General features: G+C 38.5%; 23 protein-coding genes and 1 tRNA gene. 13 read left to right on the top strand and 11 right to left on the bottom strand.

Going from position 1 to position 24,503, the window contains the following annotated elements:
- Window positions 1–20: 20 nt before the first annotated feature.
- Window positions 21–2,156 carry a S9 family peptidase gene (locus AC00Y6_RS07230; RefSeq protein WP_474489945.1) on the top strand — a complete coding sequence of 712 codons (2,136 nt, stop codon included), beginning with the start codon at window positions 21–23 and terminating at the stop codon, window positions 2,154–2,156.
- 101 nt (window positions 2,157–2,257) lie between these two features.
- Complete coding sequence (locus tag AC00Y6_RS07225; RefSeq protein ID WP_474489944.1) at window positions 2,258–3,928, top strand: peptide MFS transporter; 1,671 nt, start codon at window positions 2,258–2,260, stop codon at window positions 3,926–3,928.
- Between the two features lie 41 nt (window positions 3,929–3,969).
- On the opposite strand, the gene AC00Y6_RS07220 is transcribed toward AC00Y6_RS07225, so the two are convergent.
- Window positions 3,970–4,461 (bottom strand): GNAT family N-acetyltransferase, encoded by a 492-nt coding sequence (locus AC00Y6_RS07220; RefSeq protein WP_474489942.1) that lies wholly within the window; start codon window positions 4,459–4,461, stop codon window positions 3,970–3,972.
- 109 nt (window positions 4,462–4,570) lie between these two features.
- On the opposite strand from AC00Y6_RS07220, the gene AC00Y6_RS07215 reads away from it, so the two are divergent.
- The 4 genes from AC00Y6_RS07215 (at window position 4,571) to recG (ending at window position 10,589) form a co-directional block, all read left to right on the top strand.
- Window positions 4,571–6,247, top strand: coding sequence for a peptide MFS transporter (locus AC00Y6_RS07215; RefSeq protein WP_474489941.1), 1,677 nt, complete (start codon window positions 4,571–4,573; stop codon window positions 6,245–6,247).
- Between the two features lie 100 nt (window positions 6,248–6,347).
- A complete protein-coding gene (locus AC00Y6_RS07210) occupies window positions 6,348–7,859 on the top strand; it encodes a peptide MFS transporter (protein ID WP_474489940.1) in 1,512 nt (503 codons plus the stop codon).
- A 19-nt stretch (window positions 7,860–7,878) separates the two neighbouring features.
- On the top strand, window positions 7,879–8,415 hold the full coding sequence (locus tag AC00Y6_RS07205; protein WP_474489939.1) for a thioredoxin family protein: 537 nt from the start codon (window positions 7,879–7,881) through the stop codon (window positions 8,413–8,415).
- An 86-nt stretch (window positions 8,416–8,501) separates the two neighbouring features.
- Entirely contained in the window at window positions 8,502–10,589 is a 2,088-nt protein-coding gene (recG, locus tag AC00Y6_RS07200; RefSeq protein WP_474489938.1) for an ATP-dependent DNA helicase RecG, read from the top strand.
- Between the two features lie 69 nt (window positions 10,590–10,658).
- Here recG and AC00Y6_RS07195 read toward each other — a convergent pair.
- From AC00Y6_RS07195 to greA, 7 genes are all read right to left on the bottom strand, one after another.
- Window positions 10,659–10,732: transfer RNA gene (locus AC00Y6_RS07195), tRNA-Met, on the bottom strand.
- Between the two features lie 46 nt (window positions 10,733–10,778).
- Window positions 10,779–12,059 carry a peroxiredoxin family protein gene (locus AC00Y6_RS07190; RefSeq protein ID WP_474489937.1) on the bottom strand — a complete coding sequence of 427 codons (1,281 nt, stop codon included), beginning with the start codon at window positions 12,057–12,059 and terminating at the stop codon, window positions 10,779–10,781.
- Window positions 12,060–12,137: 78 nt separating this feature from the next.
- Window positions 12,138–12,374, bottom strand: coding sequence for a hypothetical protein (locus AC00Y6_RS07185; RefSeq protein ID WP_474489935.1), 237 nt, complete (start codon window positions 12,372–12,374; stop codon window positions 12,138–12,140).
- 10 nt (window positions 12,375–12,384) lie between these two features.
- Window positions 12,385–14,391, bottom strand: a complete 2,007-nt coding sequence (locus AC00Y6_RS07180) for a T9SS type A sorting domain-containing protein (RefSeq protein WP_474489934.1) — start codon at window positions 14,389–14,391, stop codon at window positions 12,385–12,387.
- Between the two features lie 63 nt (window positions 14,392–14,454).
- Window positions 14,455–15,648 (bottom strand): ATP-dependent Clp protease ATP-binding subunit ClpX, encoded by a 1,194-nt coding sequence (gene clpX, locus AC00Y6_RS07175; RefSeq protein WP_474489933.1) that lies wholly within the window; start codon window positions 15,646–15,648, stop codon window positions 14,455–14,457.
- Between the two features lie 44 nt (window positions 15,649–15,692).
- A complete protein-coding gene (locus AC00Y6_RS07170) occupies window positions 15,693–16,082 on the bottom strand; it encodes an HIT family protein (RefSeq protein WP_474489932.1) in 390 nt (129 codons plus the stop codon).
- A gap of 53 nt (window positions 16,083–16,135) precedes the next feature.
- Complete coding sequence (greA, locus tag AC00Y6_RS07165) at window positions 16,136–16,603, bottom strand: transcription elongation factor GreA (protein WP_474489931.1); 468 nt, start codon at window positions 16,601–16,603, stop codon at window positions 16,136–16,138.
- Window positions 16,604–16,701: 98 nt separating this feature from the next.
- Here greA and AC00Y6_RS07160 point away from each other — a divergent pair, with 98 nt between their 5' ends.
- Window positions 16,702–17,160, top strand: a complete 459-nt coding sequence (locus tag AC00Y6_RS07160; RefSeq protein ID WP_474489930.1) for a Rieske (2Fe-2S) protein — start codon at window positions 16,702–16,704, stop codon at window positions 17,158–17,160.
- Between the two features lie 17 nt (window positions 17,161–17,177).
- Complete coding sequence (gene dtd / locus AC00Y6_RS07155; RefSeq protein WP_474489929.1) at window positions 17,178–17,627, top strand: D-aminoacyl-tRNA deacylase; 450 nt, start codon at window positions 17,178–17,180, stop codon at window positions 17,625–17,627.
- 10 nt (window positions 17,628–17,637) lie between these two features.
- Here dtd and AC00Y6_RS07150 read toward each other — a convergent pair whose 3' ends face one another.
- Window positions 17,638–18,369 (bottom strand): SIMPL domain-containing protein, encoded by a 732-nt coding sequence (locus AC00Y6_RS07150; RefSeq protein ID WP_474489928.1) that lies wholly within the window; start codon window positions 18,367–18,369, stop codon window positions 17,638–17,640.
- A gap of 68 nt (window positions 18,370–18,437) precedes the next feature.
- Window positions 18,438–18,803 carry a dihydroneopterin aldolase gene (gene folB / locus AC00Y6_RS07145; protein WP_474489927.1) on the bottom strand — a complete coding sequence of 122 codons (366 nt, stop codon included), beginning with the start codon at window positions 18,801–18,803 and terminating at the stop codon, window positions 18,438–18,440.
- Between the two features lie 173 nt (window positions 18,804–18,976).
- Here folB and AC00Y6_RS07140 point away from each other — a divergent pair, with 173 nt between their 5' ends.
- The 5 genes from AC00Y6_RS07140 to AC00Y6_RS07120 all read left to right on the top strand — a co-directional run bounded on the left by AC00Y6_RS07140 (window position 18,977) and on the right by AC00Y6_RS07120 (window position 22,930).
- Window positions 18,977–19,738, top strand: coding sequence for a TIGR03915 family putative DNA repair protein (locus tag AC00Y6_RS07140; RefSeq protein ID WP_474489926.1), 762 nt, complete (start codon window positions 18,977–18,979; stop codon window positions 19,736–19,738).
- Window positions 19,732–19,902 carry a hypothetical protein gene (locus AC00Y6_RS07135; protein WP_474489925.1) on the top strand — a complete coding sequence of 57 codons (171 nt, stop codon included), beginning with the start codon at window positions 19,732–19,734 and terminating at the stop codon, window positions 19,900–19,902. Before AC00Y6_RS07140 ends, AC00Y6_RS07135 begins: the two co-directional genes overlap by 7 nt.
- Window positions 19,903–19,980: 78 nt before the next feature.
- Window positions 19,981–20,490: a YceI family protein gene (locus AC00Y6_RS07130; RefSeq protein ID WP_474489924.1), complete on the top strand. Its 510-nt coding sequence runs from the start codon at window positions 19,981–19,983 to the stop codon at window positions 20,488–20,490.
- 297 nt (window positions 20,491–20,787) lie between these two features.
- A complete protein-coding gene (gene ygiD, locus AC00Y6_RS07125; protein ID WP_474489923.1) occupies window positions 20,788–21,612 on the top strand; it encodes a 4,5-DOPA-extradiol-dioxygenase in 825 nt (274 codons plus the stop codon).
- Window positions 21,613–21,754: 142 nt separating this feature from the next.
- Window positions 21,755–22,930 carry a peptidase associated/transthyretin-like domain-containing protein gene (locus tag AC00Y6_RS07120; protein ID WP_474489922.1) on the top strand — a complete coding sequence of 392 codons (1,176 nt, stop codon included), beginning with the start codon at window positions 21,755–21,757 and terminating at the stop codon, window positions 22,928–22,930.
- 30 nt (window positions 22,931–22,960) lie between these two features.
- On the opposite strand, the gene hutH is transcribed toward AC00Y6_RS07120, so the two are convergent.
- Window positions 22,961–24,448 carry a histidine ammonia-lyase gene (hutH, locus tag AC00Y6_RS07115; protein WP_474489921.1) on the bottom strand — a complete coding sequence of 496 codons (1,488 nt, stop codon included), beginning with the start codon at window positions 24,446–24,448 and terminating at the stop codon, window positions 22,961–22,963.
- Window positions 24,449–24,503 lie beyond the last annotated feature (55 nt).

The following is a 24,503-nucleotide window of genomic DNA, read 5'->3' as shown; positions in this document are numbered from 1 at the left end:
ACGTCATTAAAATTTGAAAAATGAAGAAAGCCCTCTTATCTGTTGTTATAATGACAGCAGTTTTCTCCCAAAATATCAATGCTCAGGAAATTACATTAGACAAAATCTACTCCGGCTATTACCGTGGAAAAGGCATTTCAGGCATTGCTTCGCTTAACGATGGCGAAAATTACGCAACCATAGAAAAAGACGGTATCGCAAAATACAGCTACAAAACCTTACAAAAGGTCGGAAATATTGTAGAAGGAAGCTTTGAATCCTATATTTTTTCGCCAGACGAATCCAAAATTCTTCTTCAAAAGGAGAGCCAACCAATTTACAGACATTCTTTCCTAGGAAAATTTGACGTTAAAGATTTAAAATCCAATAAAGTGACGCCGCTGAACAACGGGAAGTTTATTCAGGAACCAAAATTTTCTCCAGACGGAAGCAAAGTTGCTTACATCGTTGATAATAATTTGTTTTATCAGGATTTGACTTCCGGAAAAATCACTCAGATTACCCAAGACGGAAAGAAAAACGCGATTATTAACGGATTGGGCGACTGGGTTTATGAGGAGGAATTTGGTCACGCTGATTTTTATCAATGGAATAAAGCTGGCGATGCGATTGTTTTCGTAAAATTCGATGAGTCAAAAGTACCGGAAATTTACATTCCAATCTATGGAAAATCGCTTTATCCGACCGAGATGCGGTACAAATATCCAAAAGCCGGAGAAACCAACTCGACCGTTTCTGCACAGCTTTATCAGTTATCGTCAGGAAAAACATCACCGCTCAATCTGGGAAATTTTGAAAATTATTACATTCCGCAGATTTTCCAAACCAATGATGCCAACGAAATCGTATTGGCGACCAGCAACAGACACCAGAACAAAGTGGACCTTCTGAAAGTGGACACCAAATCCGGAAACGTAGGCAAATTATTCACAGAAACAGACCAGGCATGGATTGACACAGATAACCTGACAATGGCGTTCCTGGATGATAACTCATTCCTTTGGGCTTCGGAGCGTGATGGCTACAGACATCTGTATTGGTATGACAAAACCGGAAAACTGAAAAAACAGGTTTCTAAAGGGCAATGGGAAATCACAGATTACTACGGTTACAACCCGAAAACCAAAGAAGTTTACATCCAAACGACTGAAAAAGGCAGTCTGAACAAAGTGGTTTCCAAACTAAACATTGAAAACGGAAAAACAACATTGGTCTCTTATCCCGAAGGCAATAATAAAGCGGCTTTTAGCAAGTCTTTCAATTATTTTATAAATACCAACTCCACCGCAGGAACTCCTAATAAATATGTACTGAACGATGCTTCAGGAAAGGAAATCAAGGAATTGCAAAATAATGATGAACTGCTTTCCAAACTCAACAAAGACCAATTTGTAACCAAGGAATTCATCACGATTCCCAATACTGTTGGCGACCAACTGAATGCGTGGATTATCAAACCGAAAAACTTTGACCCGAACAAAAAATATCCGCTATTTATGTTCCAATATTCAGGTCCGGGTTCTCAGCAGGTTTCCAATTCTTGGGATGGCGGAAACGCACTGTGGTTTGAGATGCTGGCTCAGAAAGGTTACATCATCGCTTGTGTAGATGGGCGTGGAACCGGTTTTAAAGGAGCAAAATTCAAGAAAGTAACCTACAAACAGTTAGGAAAATACGAAATCGAAGACCAGATTACAGCCGCTAAATGGTTTGGAAATCAGTCCTATATTGACAAAAGCAGAATTGGAATTTTTGGATGGAGTTTCGGTGGTTATATGACGAGTCTTGCAATGACAAAAGGTGCCGATGTTTTCAAAATGGGAATTGCGGTAGCGCCGGTGACCAACTGGAGATATTACGACAGCATCTACACCGAGAGATTTCTGCAAACGCCTCAGGAAAACCCAGAAGGTTACGACCAAAATTCGCCCACTACTTTCGCAAAATTACTAAAAGGTAAATTCCTTCTCATCCACGGAACAGCCGATGATAACGTTCATTTTCAAAACTCAATGGAGTTTTCTGAAGCATTGATTCAGAATAAAAAGCAGTTCGATTTTATGGCGTATCCCGATAAAAACCACGGCATCTATGGCGGAAACACAAGGCCTCAACTTTATGAGAAAATGACGAATTTTATTTTGGAGAATTTGTAATCTAAATCATGAATAAACATCAAAGCCTTTCAAATTTGAAAGGCTTTTTCTTTAATTAAATTTAAAATCCTATTTTTGGGAACTTTGTGAAAAATAAAACTATGAAGTCTAAACATCCTAAAGGTTTACCTTTTCTCTTCTTCACCGAAATGTGGGAACGTTTCGGTTACTATCTGATTCTCGGGATTTTTGTTTTGTATCTGATAGAACCGCAAGGCCTCAACGGCGGATTGGGAATTCCTGACAAAGATGCTGATGATATTTTCGGGACTTTCATCGCGCTCACTTATCTTACGCCATTTCTTGGCGGGTTTTTGGCTGACCGCGTTTTGGGTTATATAAAATCTATTTATCTCGGCGGCGTTCTGATGGCGATTGGCTATATTGGCGTTGGCGTTTTCAAAGAGCTGCCATTATTCTACGGCTCTCTCGCGTTAATTATTATAGGAAATGGCTTCTTCAAACCTACGATTTCCACACTTTTAGGGAATCTATACTCCGAAGAACCTTACAAAGCCAACAAAGATTCCGGATACAACATTTTCTATATGGGAATCAATATCGGGGCGTTTATCTGCAATATTATCGCAGCCTTTATGCGGAATAAATTTGGCTGGGGCGAAGCGTTTATCACAGCCGGAGTCGGGATGTTGCTCGGATTGATGATTTTTACGGTCGGGATGAAACACTACAGACACGCAGCTGTGATGAAACCAAGCCAAGAAGGCGACACCAAATTATCGGAAATATTGATGAAAGTATTTGTCCCTGCAATTCTTGCCGGCGTTATCGGATGGTTTGTTCCAACGATGATTCTGGGAAGCAATCTCTTTGGAAGCACCAATACAGATGCTTTTATTTTCGCATGTGTTCCGGTGATTTACTTTTACGTTTCGCTTTATTTTAAATCGAATAAACTGGAAAAACCGGCTATTGGCGCATTATTATCGATATTTTTAATAAGTATGTTTTTCTGGGCAGTTTTTAAACAAAACGGAACAGCACTAACGAGATGGGCGAATTATTACACCGACAGAAGCGTTTCTGAAAAAGTAGAAAAACCTTTGGCATCGCTCTATTTGGTTGAAGAAAAAAGTTACGCTGACAAAGAAGCTACGGTTTTTGACGACCAATATCGTTCTCAAAAAGATACCGAAGGGAAAACTTTGAAAGCAACCGGGAAAGATATTTATTTCAGAAATATTTCTCCTGAGAAAAAGGCAGAATTAGAATCAAAACCGAGCAAGCCAGTTTTCCTTTATAATACAGAATTATTCCAATCCATCAATCCGTTTTGGGTGATTGCTTTAACACCAGTCATTGTCGGCGTATGGGCAATGCTTAGGAAACGTGGAAAAGAACCACTCACGCCTTCCAAAATTGTTTTGGGATTATTCATCACCAGCATTTCCTGCCTTGTAATGGTGGCCGCCGTCTATGCCGGCCATAATGGTGCGGAAAAAGTTTCAGCGCTTTGGTTGGTTGCCAGTTATGGCGTTGTTACCATCGGGGAATTGTGCCTTTCACCCATGGGATTGTCATTCGTTTCCAAACTGTCACCCGCAAGATTGACAGCCCTCATGATGGGCGGTTTTTTCCTTGCCAATTCAGTTGGGAATAAGTTGTCGGGAATCCTTGCCAGCACTTGGTACAATTACGACAACAAAGCCAATTACTTTTTAGTAAATTTTGGACTATTAATTTTTGCCACATTATTAGGATTAATGATGCTGAAGAGGCTGAACAAAATAATGAGAGAAAGCGGACATTGATATTATAAATGATAATTGATAAACAATTTTGACATTACCAATCAATTATCATTTATTTTCTGAAAGGCCAATCTTGGCGTTCCATCCGCAACATAAATGATTCCACATCTTTTGTAACCGAGCCCATCCAGAACTTTTTGCATAGCGACATTGGTTTCGTGCGTATCGATTCTGATATTAGGGAATTGTGAAAAACACCATTCTAGGCATAAACGTGCGACACCTTTGGCTTTTCCGGTGGACGCAAGGCGATGGATGACACCATATTTTTCTTCATTCAGCCAGTTTCCGTTTTCTATAATGTCATAATTGGGCTCATTTCCGATAATGAAATCAAAAGTTGTTACAATCTCGTCATTATTGATAATCAGAAAATTATGTCCTTGTGCAATACTTTGCAACATCAATTCTTTAGAAGGATAACCATTAGTCCATTGTACCGTGTTGCCGCTATTGCGCATTTGCTGTCTTGCCATTTTGATACAGGTCATCACCTCGTTGATATCCTCGGCGGTCGAATTTCTAATTATCATTACCTAAGAAAACTATTGTTATTTGTAATAATCAAGTGCAATTTAGCCATCCTGTTTATTAAAAAAAACTATATTTGTTACCTTTAATAAAAATTAACAATTAAATTATATGGAAACAGTTCAATCCAATTCCAGGCATCCAAAAGGATTGTGGGTATTATTTGGAACCGAGATGTGGGAACGTTTTAACTTTTATGGGATGAGAGCGCTATTAACGCTGTTCATGATCAATTCCCTTGGCATCATAGAATCTGAAACATCCATAATCTATGGTGGTTTTTTAGCCTTATGCTATTTGACACCAATGCTAGGTGGTTTCATCGCAGACCGATATTTGGGTAACCGATATTGTATTTTGTTGGGCGGTACGCTGATGGGAATTGGTCAGCTGATTCTTTTTTTCAGTGCCACTTTATTCGGGGAAAATCTTGATTTAGCTAAAACGCTGTTATGGGTTGGACTAGGTGTCATTATTTTTGGTAACGGCTTTTTCAAACCCAATATTTCATCCATGGTGGGGAGTCTGTATCCTAAGCAAGAGAAAAATAAGCTAGATTCTGCCTTCACGATTTTCTACATGGGTATTAACCTTGGCGCATTCCTTGGCCAATTGATCTGCCCAATTCTTGGTGACGTGAAGAGTGTGGATGGCATTAGGGATATACATGCCTTTAAATGGGGATTCTTGGCAGCATCTATTGCTATGTTCTTTGGAACATTAACTTTTTTATTCCTAAAAAACAGGTATGTAGTAACGCCAGAAGGTCGCCCAATTGGCGGCTTGCCTAAAAACAATACCGCAGAAGATTTTGAAGAAGGCGAAGCGCAATCTGCCAAGTTTACGCAAAAATCTGTTATTGGAGCGGTCATCGCTTTTGTGGTTTTAGGACTTTTATTCCATTTTGGGATAGGTCAAAACGTGGTGTATTCACTTGTATATTCTGCAGGATTAACATTGGCCGGACTTATTATATCTGACTCATCCATCACAAAAATTGAAAGAGACAGAATCCTAGTTATCTACGTGGTGTCCTTCTTTGTAATTTTCTTTTGGGCCGCTTTTGAACAGGCTGGTTCGTCTTTAACCTTTATTGCAGACAATCAAACCGACAGAAACTTTTTCGGTTGGAATATGCCACCGTCTATGGTTCAGATTTTCAATGGGCTATTCATCGTTGTAATGGCGGTACCATTCAGTTTTCTTTGGGATAAGCTGAGAGGCGTTGGAAAAGAGCCAGTGTCTCCCCTAAAACAAGCTATGGGTCTTGTAATCATTGCCATCAGTTACTTTATCTTGGCACACAATGTCAAAGATTTGGGTAACTCCGGATTACTGGCTATCAAGTGGTTAATTTTACTTTATTTCTTGCAAACTTGTGGCGAATTATGTCTGTCACCAATTGGTTTATCCTTGGTTGGAAAATTGGCTCCCAAAAGATTTGCGTCATTATTATATGGTGTATTTTTCATTTCCAATGCAGCAGGTTATGCCCTTGCGGGAACTTTGGGATCTATCATGCCGGCCACTGGCGACAAGTTTAAAAAAGCAGAAGAATTGGGAATTAATCTACAGGATGTACTCGATAAAAAAGTAACTTTAACTGCATCTCAGACTGATTTATTAACCAAAAACCAAATCCCTTTGGCCAATCATACTTTTGCCGGTTTCGAAATCCATAATTTGTACGAATTTTTTATGGTATTCGTAGTTCTTTGTGGTATTGCAGGTATTATTTTGGCGGTGATATCACCATTCCTTAAAAAGATGATGCACGGTATCAAATAATCTTGGCATTATGCTTTTATAAAATTAAACCACCGTTTAGGTGGTTTTTTTTATTTAATTTTGTTGGTACTTTTTTTATCAAAAACAAAATCTAAACCTGATGAATCTTACACTTGAAGAAATTCAGAACTTCAAAGGCAAATATCCCAGACAAATATGGTCATTATTTTTTTCAGAAATGTGGGAACGTTTCTGTTTTTACGGTATGCGCGGCATGCTTGTATTCTTCATGATTTCCCAGCTGAAGTTTGATGACGAGCAGGCTAATTTACAATATGGTGCCACACAAGCCTTTGTTTATGCATTTACCTTTGTAGGTGGGCTTTTTGCTGATAAGATTTTAGGATTTAGGAAATCCCTTTTTTGGGGAGGCTTTCTCATGATCATCGGGAGTATTATTTTGGCTGCCAATCCGCATGATTATTTTTTCCTCGGGATTTCTTTCACAGTTGTTGGTACCGGTTTTTTCAAACCGAATATCTCAACAATGGTGGGTAAACTTTACAAAGCAAACGATAGCAGGACCGATGCAGGGTTTTCTCTCTTTTATGCAGGGATTAATTTAGGAGCATTGTTAGGTGGTTATCTATGTATTGCCATCGGTAAAGGCGAAATGTTTTCTGACCTGATTCCCGAATCCAAACGATGGAACGTGGCATTCGGTTTAGCCGCAATCGTGATGCTAGTGAGTCTTGTCAATTTTATTTTTACGCAAAGAAGGCTCGGTCCTATTGGACTTCAACCTCAAAAATTGAATGCAGATGGTACATTTTCACCACTGGATAAATGGAAAGAATATAGCGTCTACATCTTGTCCATCGTCTTTATTCCACTAATCATGATTATGGTTTCCGTTCCGGAATACACCGATTATTTTATGTGGACAGTAGGACCATTAACCTTACTTTATTTATTTTATGAAATGACCAAAGTAACATCTTCAGAAAGGAAAAAACTTTGGGCAGCCCTAGTCTTTATTATATTCTCTATCCTGTTTTGGGGAATTTATGAGCAGAGCGGTGGTTCGTTAAGTATTTTTGCCGCAAATAACCTTAACAAAGACCTTCTGGGGCTTGATCCTAATGGTGTGAATAACTCAGCAGGCGCATTGTTTATCATCTTCCTAGCGCCGTTAATAGGACTTGTATGGATCTGGCTGAGCAAAAAAAACCTGGAACCTAATACTATTAATAAATTTGGGTTAGGATTTATCTTTCTGGGATTAGGTTATTATATTCTTTTCGGGACCAAATTTTTTGCCACATTACAAGGCATCACATCACTTAATATTTTCACTATTGCTTTGCTGGTCATTACTTTTGGAGAACTCTGCCTCTCCCCAATAGGTCTGTCCATTATGACCAAACTATCTACAGAAAAATTACAGGGCATGATGATGGGTATGTGGTTTTTGGCGTCTGCGTATGGCCAATATGTAGCAGGACAGATTGGAGCAGGCCTTGCCAAGGTAAAATCCGGCGCGTCTAATTATGATGCACTCATCACTTACACCGATGGATATAAACAATTGGGATTGTATGCATTAATTGCAGGGATTATATTAATTTTGATATCACCATTCGTGAAAAAACTTATGCAGGGCGTGAAATAAAACCAACACAAAAACACCAATGAAAAAAATATTATTAATCCTTATTCTGTTTCTTGCCGAGAGCTCAGGTATCGCCCAGGTGCGCTGGATGACGATCTCGCAGGCACTGGAAGTCCAGAAAAAAACGCCTAAGAAAATCCTGATAGATTTTTATGCTGACTGGTGCGCACCCTGCAAAGAGATGGAAAAATACACCTTTAACCATCCTGAAATTGCCCGAATTATCAATGATCATTTTTATGCGGTTCGGTTTGAAAGTGATGGCAATGAAGCCGTTCATTTTGACGGGCGCAGTTTTACAAACCCGGATTACAAAGGGAAAAAAATGAAAAACCCACTTCATCAATTCTCAAAATATATGAATATCAATATGATCCCCACCATGGTTTTTCTGGACGAAAATGCCAATCCTATTACCAGCCTTTCCGGGGATCTGAAGGCCAAGGAAGTGGAACCTTATTTTACCATGATTGCCAATAATCTTTATAAAAATATAAAGTCGCGTAAAGAGTGGGAAAATTATCAGAAAAAGTTTAGATCAAAAATCAGGGATTAATTGGGATGGATAATGAATGAGCCTTATAGCAAGTCTTTCAGTTATCAGATAATTTCCCGAAATTCGTGGAAACAAATTTTTCTTTCTTGACTCTAGAAACCTCCATAGAATTTCTCAAAAACATTGGCCCAGAGCGTGCAAAATTCATTAAAAATGTATTAGGCATTGCAACCGTGGAAGATCTTCTTACCTTTTATCCGCTGCGTTATATTGATAAAAGTAAGGTTTACAAGGTAAGCGACCTTACAAAAGAATCTGATGCAGATATTCAGCTAAGGGGGAAAATCACAGACATCCAAGAGATAGCTTATAATAAGGGCAAGCGGCTCTCGGCCAAATTCCGGGATGAAACCGGGACTTTGGATCTTGTTTGGTTCCGCTACAGCAAATGGATGAAGGAGAGTATCCCGCTCAATCAGGATCTTTTTATTTTTGGAAAGGTTAATTTTTTCAACGGGAATTTCTCTATGCCTCATCCGGAAATAGAATCCGACGAAAAAAAAGCCCTTCATGGAACATTATTACCCATTTATCCGGGCAGCGAAAAGCTTAGCAAAAGAGGAATTAATAATAAGTTTTTTCAAAATGTCATCATCGGTATTCTAAAAGAATTACCGGTTCTCATTTCTGAAAATCTGCCTGAATATCTCATTAAGCCTCTGCAACTTATGGATCGAAAGAATGCATTTTACAATATTCATTTCCCAAAAGATTACCAACATTTTGAAGCGGCAGACAGACGTATCAAATTCGAAGAAGCTTTCTTTTTCCAATTGGGTTATGGTCTTAAAAAAATGCATCAGAAAACCAAATCATTTGGGAATCCCTTCCCTATTGTTGGAGATTATTTCAACCAATTTTATCAAAACTACCTTCCTTTTGAACTTACCAATGCTCAAAAGCGCGTTCTGAAAGAAATAAGAACGGACATGCGGAGATCTACACAAATGAACCGCCTTTTGCAAGGCGATGTAGGCTCAGGGAAAACAATGGTAGCCCTTCTAACGATGCTTATTGCGATGGATAATGGCTTCCAATCTTGCCTAATGGCTCCAACAGAAATATTGGCGCAGCAGCATTTCAATTCTATCAAAGACCTCCTTGCTGAGACAGATGTCAGCGTAAGACTGCTCACCGGATCTACAAAAACTGCTGAAAGGAAAATTATACATCAAGAGTTAGAAAATGGGCAATTGTCCATCATTGTTGGCACCCATGCTTTGTTGGAGGATAAAGTAAAATTCAACAACCTTGGTCTTGCTGTTATTGACGAGCAGCACCGGTTTGGTGTGGCGCAACGTGCCAAACTCTGGGCGACGAATAATATTCCGCCACACATCCTTGTTATGACCGCAACGCCTATCCCTAGGACTTTGGCGATGAGTTTTTACTCGGACTTGGATGTTTCTGTCATTGATGAACTACCAGTAGGTAGAAAACCAATTATCACCGCACACAGGCGGGAAAAAGACAGACTTTCTGTTTATCAATTTTGCCGGGAGGAAATAGAAAAAGGCCGTCAAATCTATTTTGTGTATCCCTTGATTGAAGAATCTGAAACTTTGGATTACAAAAACCTGATGGAAGGGCTGGATCATGTTATGAATTTTTTCAAGGATTATAATGTCACCATGGTTCATGGCCGAATGAAGCCTGCAGAAAAAGATGCCAACATGCAATATTTTGCCTCGGGAAAAGACCAGATTATGGTAGCCACTACGGTAATTGAAGTTGGTGTAAATGTTCCAAATGCATCCGTTATGGTCATAGAAAGTGCGGAGCGATTTGGCCTTTCGCAGCTTCACCAGCTTCGCGGCCGTGTAGGCAGAGGCGCAGAGCAAAGTTATTGCATCCTTATGAGTGACGATAAACTCAGCAAAGAAAGCCGTACTAGAATTAAAACGATGGTGCAAACCAATGATGGCTTCAAAATTTCTGAAGTTGATATGGAACTCCGTGGCCCCGGTGATATCCTTGGAACTCAGCAGAGCGGCACTATTGATTTTAAGAAATTAAGTCTTATTGAAGATTCTGCAATCATAAAAGTGGCCAAATCTGCGGTTGAGAAAATATTGGTACAAGATTCTTTACTGAATCATCCTGATAACCAAACAATGAAACAACATTATATTAGACAATACAAGGGGAAAAACAAGTGGTCCCAAATATCATAATCCCTTTTTTGCCGACTTCGGTGGAAAATAATGCATAAAAAAAACCTCCCTTAAATAGGAGGTTTTTAGTAGCGAAGACGGGAATTGAACCCGTGACCTCAGGGTTATGAATCCTGCGCTCTAACCATCTGAGCTACCTCGCCTTTTTCGTGGTGCAAATATAATGATATTTTGGATTACCACAAATTTTTAATTGATTTTTAAAAAACTTAGTACATCTCCAACATGATTAGGTTTAGCAATAATTTTGTTGTTGCTGTCTAGAACAAAATAAGTTGGTGTTGCATTTACATTGTAAGTATCTCCATAAGAGCTGTACCAACCTTTCCCCTCTGATGCGCTGATCCAAGGGTAGATATTTGCTTTAGCTTTAAAATCGTCTATATTGCTATCAAGTGATAAGCCAATTACCTCAATATTTTGTGCTTTAAGTTGGGAATATTTCTCAAGTAATTTAGGAAGTTCTGTTTCGCAATGAGAGCATGCAGAAGACCAAAATACAACTACTTTCTTAGCTGCTTTTACATCATGCAGAGATTTATACTTTGAATGAACTGCATTTACAAAAATGTTATTCGGCATCTGTGCACCTATCTCTGTATTGTTATTAGCTTTTAAAGTGGATGCTAAGCGGTCATTAATCGTGCACTTCAAATCATTACCTTCCTTCAAATACTTATCTCTCAATTTATCCATATTATAAGAGTTAAAAAGGTCTATTAACTCCGACAATACAATCTGGCCTCTGGGTGTCTCAATATTAACAGCTCCCAATAATTGATCCACACGGGCTTCCACATTGGCTTTTGATCCATTAAGGTAATTGATCAAAACAGCTTTCATTAATCCTGATGTTTCCAAAAACTCACCCGATTTTGTGAAAAAATTGATATAATCATCTGGCTTTAATTCTGCAACCTTATCTTGAGCAACAAACTTTTGACTATTTTGATAAAATTCCAAAAATGGATGGGACGCATATTCTGCATTATCTTTTTTTGATAACGTGCCAATCTCCTGGTCCAAAGATTTATAAAAAGAATCTGCCGGCCTATAAAAATCCTTTATTTGAATAAGTGCCGGTAAAATCAACTCTTTTTTCCTTTGGGCATCTACTTCATTGCTAAAAAGCTTGTTGCTCTCATCCTGAAAAACAACATTTGAAATTTTTTCTTTACCATCCAATTCTAGAGCAAAAATTACATCTTTATTCTCTGAAATTAGATTAACCGACCCGTTAGCTTTTGGAAAAAAAACCCGCATCATACCCACATAGCGCTTATCAACCTTTACCAGTGCAACATTCCCGCTCGCCTTCCCTTTAGCAAATAAAATATCCTTTGACCCGTTGAAACCATACAAGTAAACCTCAGAACCGTCAAGCTTAGCCGGAACTGTTACCTTAACTGTAAACTGCGAAAATGCCCATGCAGATAGAAAAAATGAACCTGCTAATAAAATTTTTTTCATAGAGTAAAAATAAAAAAAACCCACTGTATAAAGTGGGTTTTCAATATATTTCTTTGAATAAATTATCAAATTTAAGTATTAATTAAGCTTAGCTATATTAATCCTTCTTTTCCTTATGTAGAACACTATAAAAATTACAGCTAAAATAATCAACATAGGAATATACATATCAATTGGCGAAGCCGGTGCACCATCACCAGGTCCTGGTGGATTAGGAGGTACATCACCTCCACCATCATCAAAACCAGCAAATAGTGAAAGATTAAAAAGGAAGATTAAAATCGTCGTGTAGATATATTTAATTTTTTTTATCATTTCAGTGCTTTTAATTGATCATTTTTAAAGTTCGAATATCACCATTGTCATATGTTACTTTGATAACATACACAGCTTTTCCGTTTTTCAGACTAACAGAAAAATCATTAGAAGTCTGTATCGATTTTTGCTCTAGCATCAATTTACCTGCCATATCATAAATCTCTACCTTTGCAGTATTATGACCCTTTTCAAATCTTATTTTATTCTGATCAACACCTTTGTCTCTATAAACATATGTTGCACTTTTCGCATCATTATCGATTGTTCCTAAAGTTCCAGATTTTACTTCTTTCCAATAGATCTCAAAACGTGCGTCCATATAATCAGAAGCTACAAATGGGTAAGATTTGTCAGCTGATAATTCGGTTACACTATCATTGCTTTTATCAAGGATGTAAAATTTACCATCACTTAGATTCTTTACTTTATTAAAGATAGAACCTTCATAAAGATTAAATCTCAATTCGTAATTGTCTCCTGACTTTAAATTATTGAAACCTAAACCTAGGGGTTTTCCAACATAATCTACAGAGTTGAACTCATTAATATCCTTTTTGCTATCGTAAGCTACATTGCCATTATTTGAGTTCCCATATACAATAATTTCATTATCATTATTGGAACTTTTTGCAGATTCCTGATTATAATCGCTACCAACTAAATATGCGGGGTTACCTAATACTGAATTATCTTTTGTCAAGAAAATTTCTGCCTGATAAAAAGAATTGGGGTTAGAAACAACACCTGTACGGTTTGCCATTTTACCACCTACAATGCCGTTTACAGATCCACTAGGTGAGTAAGCAAATGTCTTATGAGAATCATTGAAATCAACCTGTACATTTACAATTCTTGTATTTCCTAATTTTGTCACATCCAAAAGTGGAAAATTAAGTTGAAATACCTCAAAAGGTTTTATTAATAATGCTTCTGGAGACCCAATCCATTCATTACTTCCATTCAGAACAACCTTATAATATGATCCGGATGTGTTACCATTATCACTTGATCCTGATACAGGATTCCAGTCCAAATTGAAATTTTCTGTTACTTTGGTAATGTAAAACCCTTGTACAAAATTATTATTAGCAGTTTTTAAATCCTTTATTCCTCCATTTAATATAGATAACCAACCAGTGGATCCAGTTATACCACTCAAGTCAATATTGGAAGTGTAAGGATTACCAAAACGGTAAACATTTTTGCCATAGTTTTTATTTGTTGTATCAATATAACCTAAATAGGTTTGATACATCTCATTGTAAGCATTAACCTTTGTTTTCCAATCGTTATATCCCAAGTTAGAAAAAGAACTTCCTGTCTGCCCTTCTATAATAGAACTTCCGGTAGCTTGGTAAGCCCCAGGCGAGGCCGTTCCTTTATAGCCAACAATACCTGCCATTGCCGCCTGAAGATTTTGTAATCTTAAATTGATACTGTAATAGTCACCTGCGGTAAAATTGGAACTGCTAACAACTGCATCATGTACAACCTTATTATTATTCCATTTCTCCAAAGTCATTCTATACCTACTACCACAAGAACTCCCTACTGGACAGGTGCCTACAAAATCGGATTCATTCAAACCGAAAGACTTCATTACATAAGAAACCTGATCTTTATACGGAAAACTAATCCCATAAATAGCTCCAAAATAATTACTTGAAGCCGCAGGACGCTGCATAGACATTCTGGCATTTGTATTACCCGCTGTATTAACAATCTTAACCTGCCCATAATCATTTGGGGCTGTATAGACATTTAAGAATTCTTTTCCGTCGGATGCAGCATTAGCAACAGTAGTACCTTTTGTGTAGTCACCTACAATAATAACATTGCCCCTATTCTCCACAGTTTTCTCTGCAGTTGAATTAACCTGCCAATTGCCTCCACTGTATACAAGCGTACCACTTGATACAAACACCTTAGCACCATCTCCTACATAAGTAAGAGTTTGAGCGTGGGAAGACAAACTGTATGCTAATAGACATAGCGTTAATAGATTTTTTTTCATAACATAGTATTTGTGTTTTTATATTACTTGATGCAAATTTATAATTATTTTTTTAAAATAATACTAATTTTTATTAGTTACTTCACTACCGCTAATTCTCACATCTCTTTTATTACCAATATCATACATGAAATCTTCTAAAACTTTTTCCGTTGTCCCTCGCAGACCCCGTGCACCAAGCCCTTTATTCATCGTTTCTTCCACAATTTCTTCGATGGCATCATCCGTAAATTCCAAAGCTACTCCATCCATCTTAAAAAGTTCTGTAAACTGATTGATAATAGAGTTTTTGGGTTCTTGCATTATCCTTACAAGTGTCTCTTTGGTCAGTTTATCAAGGTAGGTGATAATTGGGAAACGTCCCAAAAGTTCTGGGATCAAGCCAAAAGTCTTAAGATCTATTGCATTAATCTGGCTTAGGATATAATCTTCTTCTTCGGTTTTATTAAGTTTTTCTGCAGAGAACCCGATCGCTTGTTTGTTAAGTCTTCTTTCGATAATTTCCTTAATACCGTCAAAAGCACCACCGGCGATGAAAAGGATATTCTGGGTATTGACCTGAATATATTTCTGATCCGGATGTTTACGGCCACCTTGCGGCGGGACATTCACAATGCTACCCTCCAATAATTTTAGCAAGCCTTGCTGAACGCCTTCTCCCGAAACATCCCGCGTAATGCTAGGATTGTCAGATTTTCTGGCGATTTTATCAATTTCATCAATGAAAACAATCCCTTTTTCTGCCTTTTCAACATTATAATCTGCCACCATCAGCAATCTGGATAGGATACTTTCCACATCTTCGCCCACATAGCCGGCCTCTGTAAGGATGGTAGCATCCACAATACAGAAAGGGACATTCAGCTGTTTGGCAATGGTTTTAGCCAAAAGTGTTTTTCCGGTTCCTGTTTCACCAATCATGATGATATTGGACTTCTCAATCTCCACTTCTCGGTTCTCGTCCTGCGCGTGCAACAATCTTTTATAATGATTATAAACCGCAATGGACAGTTGCTTCTTGGCCTGATCTTGGCCAATTACATACTCATCCAGAAATTCTTTGATTTCTTTTGGTTTTTTAAGTGCCTCCATAGAGTCTACAATATCTGCTGCATCTGAGGAATGGTTGACACTATCTTTTACAATGGCGTGAGCCTGTTCTATACAATTTTCACATATAAAGCCATTTTGGCCAGAGATAAGAATTTGTACTTCATTCTTTTTTCTGCCGCAAAATGAGCATTGATTTGGATTCATAGTAATCTAAAATTCTAAATTAAAAAAAGAAGCCTTGACTTCTTTTATGCGTTAATGATGGATTCCTGTATGTCTTTATATTCTTCTGGGGTAAAGATTAATCTTACATTTTTAAAATTAAGATCATCCATCGAGTTAAGCGGCACCAGGTGGATATGAGCATGAGGAACTTCCAAGCCCACTACAGCAATACCTACCCTTTTGCATGGTACGGCTTTTTTGATTTGTTTGGCAATATCTTGGGTAAAAGCCCACAGATCTTTATAATCATCAGCCTCCAGATCAAAGATAAGATCCACTTCCTTTTTGGGAACTACCAATGTATGACCTTTTACCAAGGGCATAGCATCTAGAAAGGCAATATGTTTATCGTCTTCCGCAATTTTGTAGCTTGGGATTTCCCCACTTATGATTTTAGAAAAAATACTGCTCATGATACTAATTAAATATTGATGTTACGCTCAGCAATTATCAAACCAACCCTTGGTTATAAAGAGATTTCTAAAACTTCAAAAGATAACTTGTTCCCGTTTGGCAACACAATATCTGCCGTCTCGCCTACAGCTTTACCCAATAAGCCTTTGGCTATTGGTGTATTAACCGAGATCTTACCAGATTTCAGGTCACTTTCGTTATCAGGAACAAGCGTGAATTTCTGCTCCCCTTTGGTGGCATTATTTTTCAGTCTCACAGTAGTAAGGATAGAAACTTTACTAAGGTCCAGTTGGCTTCCGTCAATAATTTTAGACGTTGCAATAGCATCTTTAAGTTTAGAAATCCTCATTTCCAGCATACCCTGGGCTTCTTTAGCCGCATCGTATTCTGCATTTTCTGACAAATCGCCTTTATCTCTTGCCTCGGCAATCTGTTGGGTTACCTTTGGTCTTTCAATCGTTTCTAATTGTTCCAGTTCGGTTTTCATTTTATCCAAACCTTCTTTGGTTACATAGTTCATAACAATAAAATTTATCGTTGGTATAAAAAAATAATCCGACCTTTGCCGGATACTATTTTGTCTCGAATCGAGTTTACAAATATATAATTTATTTTGAAATGAATGCCAAAAAAATTGCAAGCGCAATTACATTATTTTTGATTATCAGCTCGTTAACAATTATTAATGCCTGCAGCGAAAGAAACGAAACTGTTAGTTGCTTCCCAAGATCTGTCATATCGGTACAGCTTAATCTTAACCTTCCAACATACTACAAATTGCAAACTGTAGGCTCATGGGCTTATATCAACGAAGTGGGTGCTGGTACCAATGGCCTAATCGTTTACAGAGCCAGCAGCGGCTTTATGATATACGACCGAAATGCACCACACATCTGCCCCGGAAGCGATACAATCCTAGAAGTGAAGGACGGCACCAAGGTGGTTTGCCCACATGATGGCGCAGAATGGTTTTTGACGACAGGGCAACCACTGAACAACACGGCGAAAACCGCTCTCAAAACCTACCGCTCCTACTCCTTTGACGCCAACAGCAATGTATTGTCCATTTATAACTAATTACCAAATAAAATATCATGAAAATTGTTATCCAGCGTGTTAAAGAATCCCATGTTGAAGTAGAACACAAGGTTGTCGGAAAAATAGAAAAGGGCCTGATGCTGTTAATCGGCGTGGACGAAGATGATGATTTCCCAGATGCCGAATGGCTTGCTAAAAAAATATTGGATGTCAGAATTTTTTCTGACAACGACGGTAAAATGAATCAATCTGTAAAAGATATTAACGGCGAAATCCTGTGCATCAGCCAGTTTACATTAATTTCTGATTACAAAAAAGGCAACCGCCCATCATTTATAAAAGCTGCAAAACCCGATAAAGCCATTCCACTCTTCGAATATTTTAAAGACGAACTCAGGAAATCAGGTTTAAAGGTAGAAAGCGGAATTTTCGGCGCAGATATGAAGGTGTCTTTAATCAATGACGGCCCAGTGACGTTAGTTTTTGACAGTAAAACCAAATTGTAAAGATTGAATTTTAGTCCACTTCGTACTCCAACTTTATAGTAATACTAGCCACTTTCTCTTTTGAGGCGGTATTATAAGTGCCGCCATACGAAAAGTCCTCATTGGAATTGGGTGCCGTAATCTGGATCACGCCCATGGTTGCTTTTTTGAGATTTCCGAGGCTGCTTCCTGCATTCTCCGCAATTTTTTCTGCACGTTCTTTGGCATCTTTGGTGGCATCGGCAATCATCTGCTGTTTTACTTCGGCGAGTTTGGTGTAAAAATACTGTGGCGAAGACGATGTAAACTCAATACCTCGGTTAATAATCTCGGTAATATTTCTGGAAATATTTTCTACTTTACCAACTTCTTTGGATTGTATCGATACATTCTGGGTCAGATTATACCCCGAAAACTCACCTTGTTGGTAATTGCCATTGGAATCTGTATAACTACGGAATTGTTTTTGAATATCGACGGCAGAAAAAACCATCTCGTTTTCTTTGATCCCTTTGGATTTCAAGTAATCAAAAATCACCTGTCGATCTACTGCCAAAGCATCATACGCAGACTTAAGATCTGCGTTGTTTTTGGAAAAACTACCAGACCAAGTAATCAGGTCCGATGTAAAGTTTTTGGATCCCAATCCGGTGACAGACACCGTATTCTCTGACCTGTTACGGTTTTTAACGGCACTCCCCAATAGGGCAGCCGCAATAATAAGCCCCAACGCAGCAATGGCAACAGCGATATAATTTTTCATCTCACTTTAATTTTAGATTTTCGCAGCAAACTTAGTACCAATAGTTTAAGCTTGACAAAATCCTTATACTACTGATGAAGTTTTTTCTCAAACTCCAAGCTTACACCATCCATTTCGCCCGGCATTGGTGGTTTTGTCTTTGTCAATTTGATTTTTATAAAGCTGATCTGTGGAAACTGACGTTCGACCCTATTGATGATTCTACCAATCACATGTTCCAGAAGTTGGGACCGCACCAGCATCTCCTGATGAATAATCTCATTAATCTCTGCATAATTAACGGTATCTTGCAGGTCATCTGTTTGGGATGCTTTTTGCAGATCAGCATGCAGCTCGGCATTGATAATGTAATAATTGCCAATTAGCGCTTCTTCTTCCAAAACACCGTGATAGGCATAGATTTTCAGATTTTCAAGGATGATTTTTGATTGCATAGGCAGATATTTATTTTATTTCACAGGTCATATGTTATCGCTGTATTTTTATTAATTTTTAGATTTTAAAAGCATGGCGATTTCATTGGATAAAAATAAAACATTTGGGCAGAGTTGCAATGCGAAACAAAAAGAATTAAATCAGGATAAAGGAACCCATTTTTTATAATCAAATGATGACAACGCTTCTCTACGACGGCAGTTTCGATGGACTTTTTACAGCGATATTCGAGGTTTTTGAATACCGTTACAGAGATGTGGAAATCAGAAACCGGGATAATTTCCATCAGGACAATATGTTTGCCGAGATCCACGAGGTGGTGACACAACAGGAAAAATCCGAAAGGGTTCTAAATAAACTGGAGCAGAATATCGGCAAATCCGGAATCAATGATTTGATGAGGGTTTACCTTTCAGAAGATGCAGAAATGGAACAGCTAATCCTCTCCGCCGTCAGGCAATCCATCCGGCATCCTGATGACAATATCATGAAAAACTTTGCCAATGATGATATTCTGAAAATCGCAAAAATCTGCAAATCCGTCAGCCGAGAAAGACACAGGATGACCGCTTTTGTAAGATTCGAAAAAATGCAGGACGATGTTTATTTTGCCAAGATTGATCCGGACTTTAATGTTTTGCCGTTGATCCGGAAACATTTTAAAGACCGCTATGCTGACCAGAAGTGGATGATCTATGATTTGAGAAGGCATTATGGATTATTCTACGATTTGGAAAACTGCGAATTCTTCTATCCCGATGAAAAACTGAACCTCAACCAATATCAGGAAAAATTTCACGATGAGGAGAAAAAATACCAGACGCTGTGGCAAAGTTATTTTACCAAAACCAACATTAAGGAACGAAAAAATACGAAACTCCACATCCAACACGTTCCGAAGCGGTACTGGAAATACCTGACAGAGAAATGGTGAAACAGTACCCCAACCGCAGCAGGGATGGTAGTGGTTATCCTTTTTTGCGGGGAAAAAGCGTGGGCAAAAAAGATATAAACGGACAGCCCGACCGGCAGATTGGGTACGGGGAAAGCCAGGGAGAAATCTGGTGGGCTGCCCAAAATAAAATAGCCCAATATTAATTCTTATCCTATATCAATGCGTAAGCTGAATAGAGGTTGTAAATTTGCACTACAATTAATCAATAAAATATTAAAATTATGTCAACTACTTGGAAATTAGACCCAACACACAGCGAACTTACTTTTAAAGTAAAACATATGATGATCTCCAATGTTAAAGGGGAATTCACGAATTTTGAAGCAGAAATTACATCAGAAGACGACAACTTTTCTAAAGCTAAAGTGAGCGCTACTATTAAAACGGATTCTGTTTTTACCAACAATACAGATAGGGATGCACATTTGAAATCCGCAGATTTTTTTGATGCAGAGAAATACCCAGCCATCACTTTTGAAGCAGATGCTTTGACGGGCGATGTTACCGGTAACCTGACAATCAATGGCGTTACAAAACCAGTAACTCTGGATGTGGATTTTGGTGGAATTGGGCAGGATCCTTGGGGAAATACCAAAGCTGGTTTCTCTTTTGAAGGCAAAATCAAAAGATCAGATTTTGGCCTTAACTGGAATGCGGCACTGGAAGCAGGTGGCGTTTTGGTAAGTGATGACGTCAAAATTGCCGGCGACTTGCAATTTATAAAACAATAATAGGACACAGATTATATTAGAGTTTAAGTTTCTAAAAGTATAAACAGAGTCCGCTTTGTTTATACTTTTTTGTTTTATTAGAGCAGCTTTTGACTCCCTCAAAACCTATTTAATATTATTTTTAGGGCAGCTTTTCCGCCTTCCACTCCCGCTATTTTTCCCAAGCCTCTCCTTCCGCTAGAAAAATGAGCTCCGTTCAAGTCGGGCTGCAGATTCAACTAAAAAACAACAGTTGTCAAAAAATCAAAGATTTTAAAACTCAATTAAAATACTTTAACCATTTTATACAATCATAAAATGAACCTCAACGACCTTTCAAAAATATCAGATAACTTCCCGAGTACGGTAAAAATGCCGGTTCTGTTTCTTGGGCACGGCTCACCGATGAATGCTATCGAGGAAAATGTCTTTGTACAGGGCTTCAGGAACATCAGCAAAGAAATCCCAAAACCAAATGCCATTATTTGTATTTCTGCACATTGGTTTACGAACGGGACTTTTGTTACCGCAATGGAAATGCCGAAAACCATTCACGATTTTGGAGGTTTCCCGCAAGCTTTATTTGATGTGCAATATCCAGCCAAAGGTAGCCCGGAATTAGCAAGAGAAACCGTTGATCTCCTGATGCCTGTTGTAGAAGAAGACCACAGCTGGGGATTGGATCACGGTGCTTGGTCGGTATTGCGGCATCTGTACCCCAATGCGGATATTCCTGTTATCCAGCTGAGCATCGATTATACAAAACCGCCACAATACCATTATGATTTAGCAAAAAGACTATCCAAACTCCGCGAAAAGGGAATCCTGATTATCGGAAGCGGCAATATTGTCCACAACCTCCGATTGATTGACTGGAAAAATATTGATACCGTAGGCGTAGGCTGGGACTGGGCGATAGAAGCCAAGGAAAAAACCAACAACTGGATTCTGGATGGTGATGTTCAAAAATTAATTGATTATCAGAAACAAGGTGCATTTTTGCAATATGCAGTGCCAACGCCAGATCATTTCTTGCCTTTGATTTACAACCTCGGACTGAAAGGAAAATCAGACAACCTGTCTTTGTTCAATGATGAATTGATAGGTGGATCATTAAGTATGACTTCGGTAAGAATTGGGTAAAAGCGGAAATTTTTATCCACCCCTGTTTTTATAACTAAAAAATTAGTAATATTGTTTTAATGAAATCGTCATAAATATTAAACCAAATACCTATGAAGATTCGGAGATTGCATATGTCCATTAAAATAATAAATATCTTCATATGAAAAGATTATTACTATTTGGCTTTTATCTGAGCTTTGTCACGTGCTGTTTTTCTCAAATTATTTCCGGTAAAATCCAGACCGAAAATGGGAATCTGACCCCTAATGTTAACGTTTATCTGGATGGTACCAAAACATCGACCGTTTCTGCCAATGACGGAAGTTTCCGGCTGGATGTGCAGGGACAGAAAAGCGGAAATTTGATTTTCCAGAAAGACCATTACGAGACCAGTATTTTCCCATTGAATCAGGCCATCGGAAAATCTGTAAAAGTGATTATCAACCCGGTTAGCGAAATCGAAGAAGTTACCATCATCCCTTACACAGAACAGGCTTACAAAGATTTTATCAATTATTTCCTGGACAAGTTTATTGGCTTTGACAGGGAAAATGTAAGCATTAAAAACCAACGGACACTCAAATTTTCGTATGATAAAAAGAATCAATTCCTGAAAGTAAAAGCACCACAGACTTTGGTCATCGAAAATAAAAATCTGGGTTACAGTATCCGGTACAACCTCATCAATTTCGAGGCAGATTTTAAAAAGAAAACCAACAGTTACCTGGGCACTTCTTTCTTCAAAGAAAGCAACAATAAGAAAAATGCTATCCTGAACCGGATGAATGCTTACAATGGCAGCCTGATGCACTTCCTGAGGAGCCTCTATAAAAACGAACTGGAAAAAGAAGGTTTCATCGTGAACCACGCCAAACGCATCCCAAATCCCAAATATCCCACCGAAGCCGAATTACAAAAGCTGGAAGATTATATGAGTTTTGTGAGAACTCAGAAAGTGATGAACTTACACTTGTCGCCAGAGCTGGAAGATATTGCCCAAAGGAAAAGTAAAAATCCTCAATTTGCATTGGCAATTCTGAAAACCAAAATAAAGGAATCCGATTTTACAAAGCGGAAAGACGGCAGGCTTTTTCTGGATTTCAATGATTTGCTGATGGTTAATTATCAGAAATATTATTACGAAATCAAAAAAGGAGAATTTGTAAAATCTATAGTGCCAGTTTCCCAGTCATCGCTGGTACATCCTGACGCGGTAGAATTTGAAATTTACCCCGAAGGAAATTGCTCCGAGCCCGATTTATTGATTTTGGAAGGAGACTTTTCCCAGCAGAATGTTTCAAACATGCTGCCTTTGGATTATCAACTTGGTAGTTAATTACAAATGAAATTGATTGTGCTATAAAATTTAATTCACAACCAATTTCTTTTCTCTAATCAACTCTGCAATTTTCAAAATATCTTCGCCAATCAATCGGTCATCTTCCAGTTTTGGGACAACAGAGCGGATGATGCCATAGTTTTTCTCGACTATTTTGGAGCATTTTGCAGGTCTTCGGAATTCCAAACCTTGGGCCGCAAACATTAATTCTATGGCTAAGATATTTTCAAGATTCCCTAAAATCTGGTTAAATTTTCTTCCGGAAATACTGCCCATAGAAACGTGGTCTTCCTGCCCGAGACTTGTGGGGATAGAGTCTGCGGATGCCGGGAAACAAAGCGTTTTGTTCTCCGTCACCAAAGCTGCACTTGTATATTGAGGAATCATAAACCCGGAATTAAGCCCGGAACTTTCCACCAACAATTTGGGTAAACCATATTTTCCTTCGAGTAAAAGAAAGCTTCTTCTGTCCGAGATATTTCCTAATTCTGCCACCGCCAGCGAGGCGTAATCCAAAGGCAAAGCCATCAGCTGACCGTGGAAGTTACCTCCGGAAATGGATTCTTCTGCACTAAGGACAATCGGATTATCCGTAACGGAATTCAGTTCGGTTTCTGCCATTTGTTTGAGGTGTTCAAACGCATTTCTGCTGGCACCATGAACCTGCGGTACACAACGCATAGAATAAGGATCCTGAACCCGGTCGCAGAACTCGTGGGATTTAAGATTGTCGGAATCTTTTAAGAAATTCTGCATTCTTTCCGCCACTTTTTGGCTCCCGTCAAACGGTCGAATCTCGTGCAATTCCTTTTTGAAAGGACTTGCCGAACCACGATAAGCTTCTAAGCTCATTGCAGCGGTCAAGTCTGCCAAATCCAACAGATATTCGAATTTGGCAAGGCCTGTAATTGCGTGAGCAAGAATAAACTGTGTCCCGTTAATCAGTCCCAAACCTTCTTTTGGTCCGAGTTTCAAAGGTTTTATGTTATGCTTTTTTAAAACTTTTGCAGTTTCAACAGTTTGATCATTTTCCCAAACCTGACCTAATCCCAAAAGTGGCAAAACCAAATGCGCCAGCGGCGCCAGATCGCCGGAAGCACCCACAGAACCCTGCTCTGGAACAACGGGAATAATGTTCAGTTCCAGCATCAGGATCAAGCGTTCGATAACATCTAATGACACGCCAGAAAATCCTTTTGACAATGCGTGGATTTTGGAAATCATCATTATCCTGGAAATAGTCGCATCAATCGGTTTTCCCACACCAACGGCGTGAGAAATAATGAGATTATGCTGAAGCTGCGCCGTTTCTTCTTCGGAAATTTTCACATCGCAAAGAGGCCCAAAACCGGTATTAATGCCATAAACCGTTCTGTCAGATGCTACAATTTGCTGTACATTCTGCTGGGATTTTATGATTTGGTCTTTTGATTTTTTATTGAGTTTGGCTTTGGAAGGATTCTTTACAATCTCCAAAACATCGCGAAATGTTAGCTGGTCTATCCCGTAAATCATTACTGAAAAATTTGGTTTAAAAATACACTTTTCGGGAGGAATTTGAAAAAGGATT

It is taken from the genome of Epilithonimonas sp., assembly GCF_056329745.1.
Note: the sequence above shows the minus strand (reverse complement) of the source record. Positions and strands in the feature narration are given on the sequence as shown.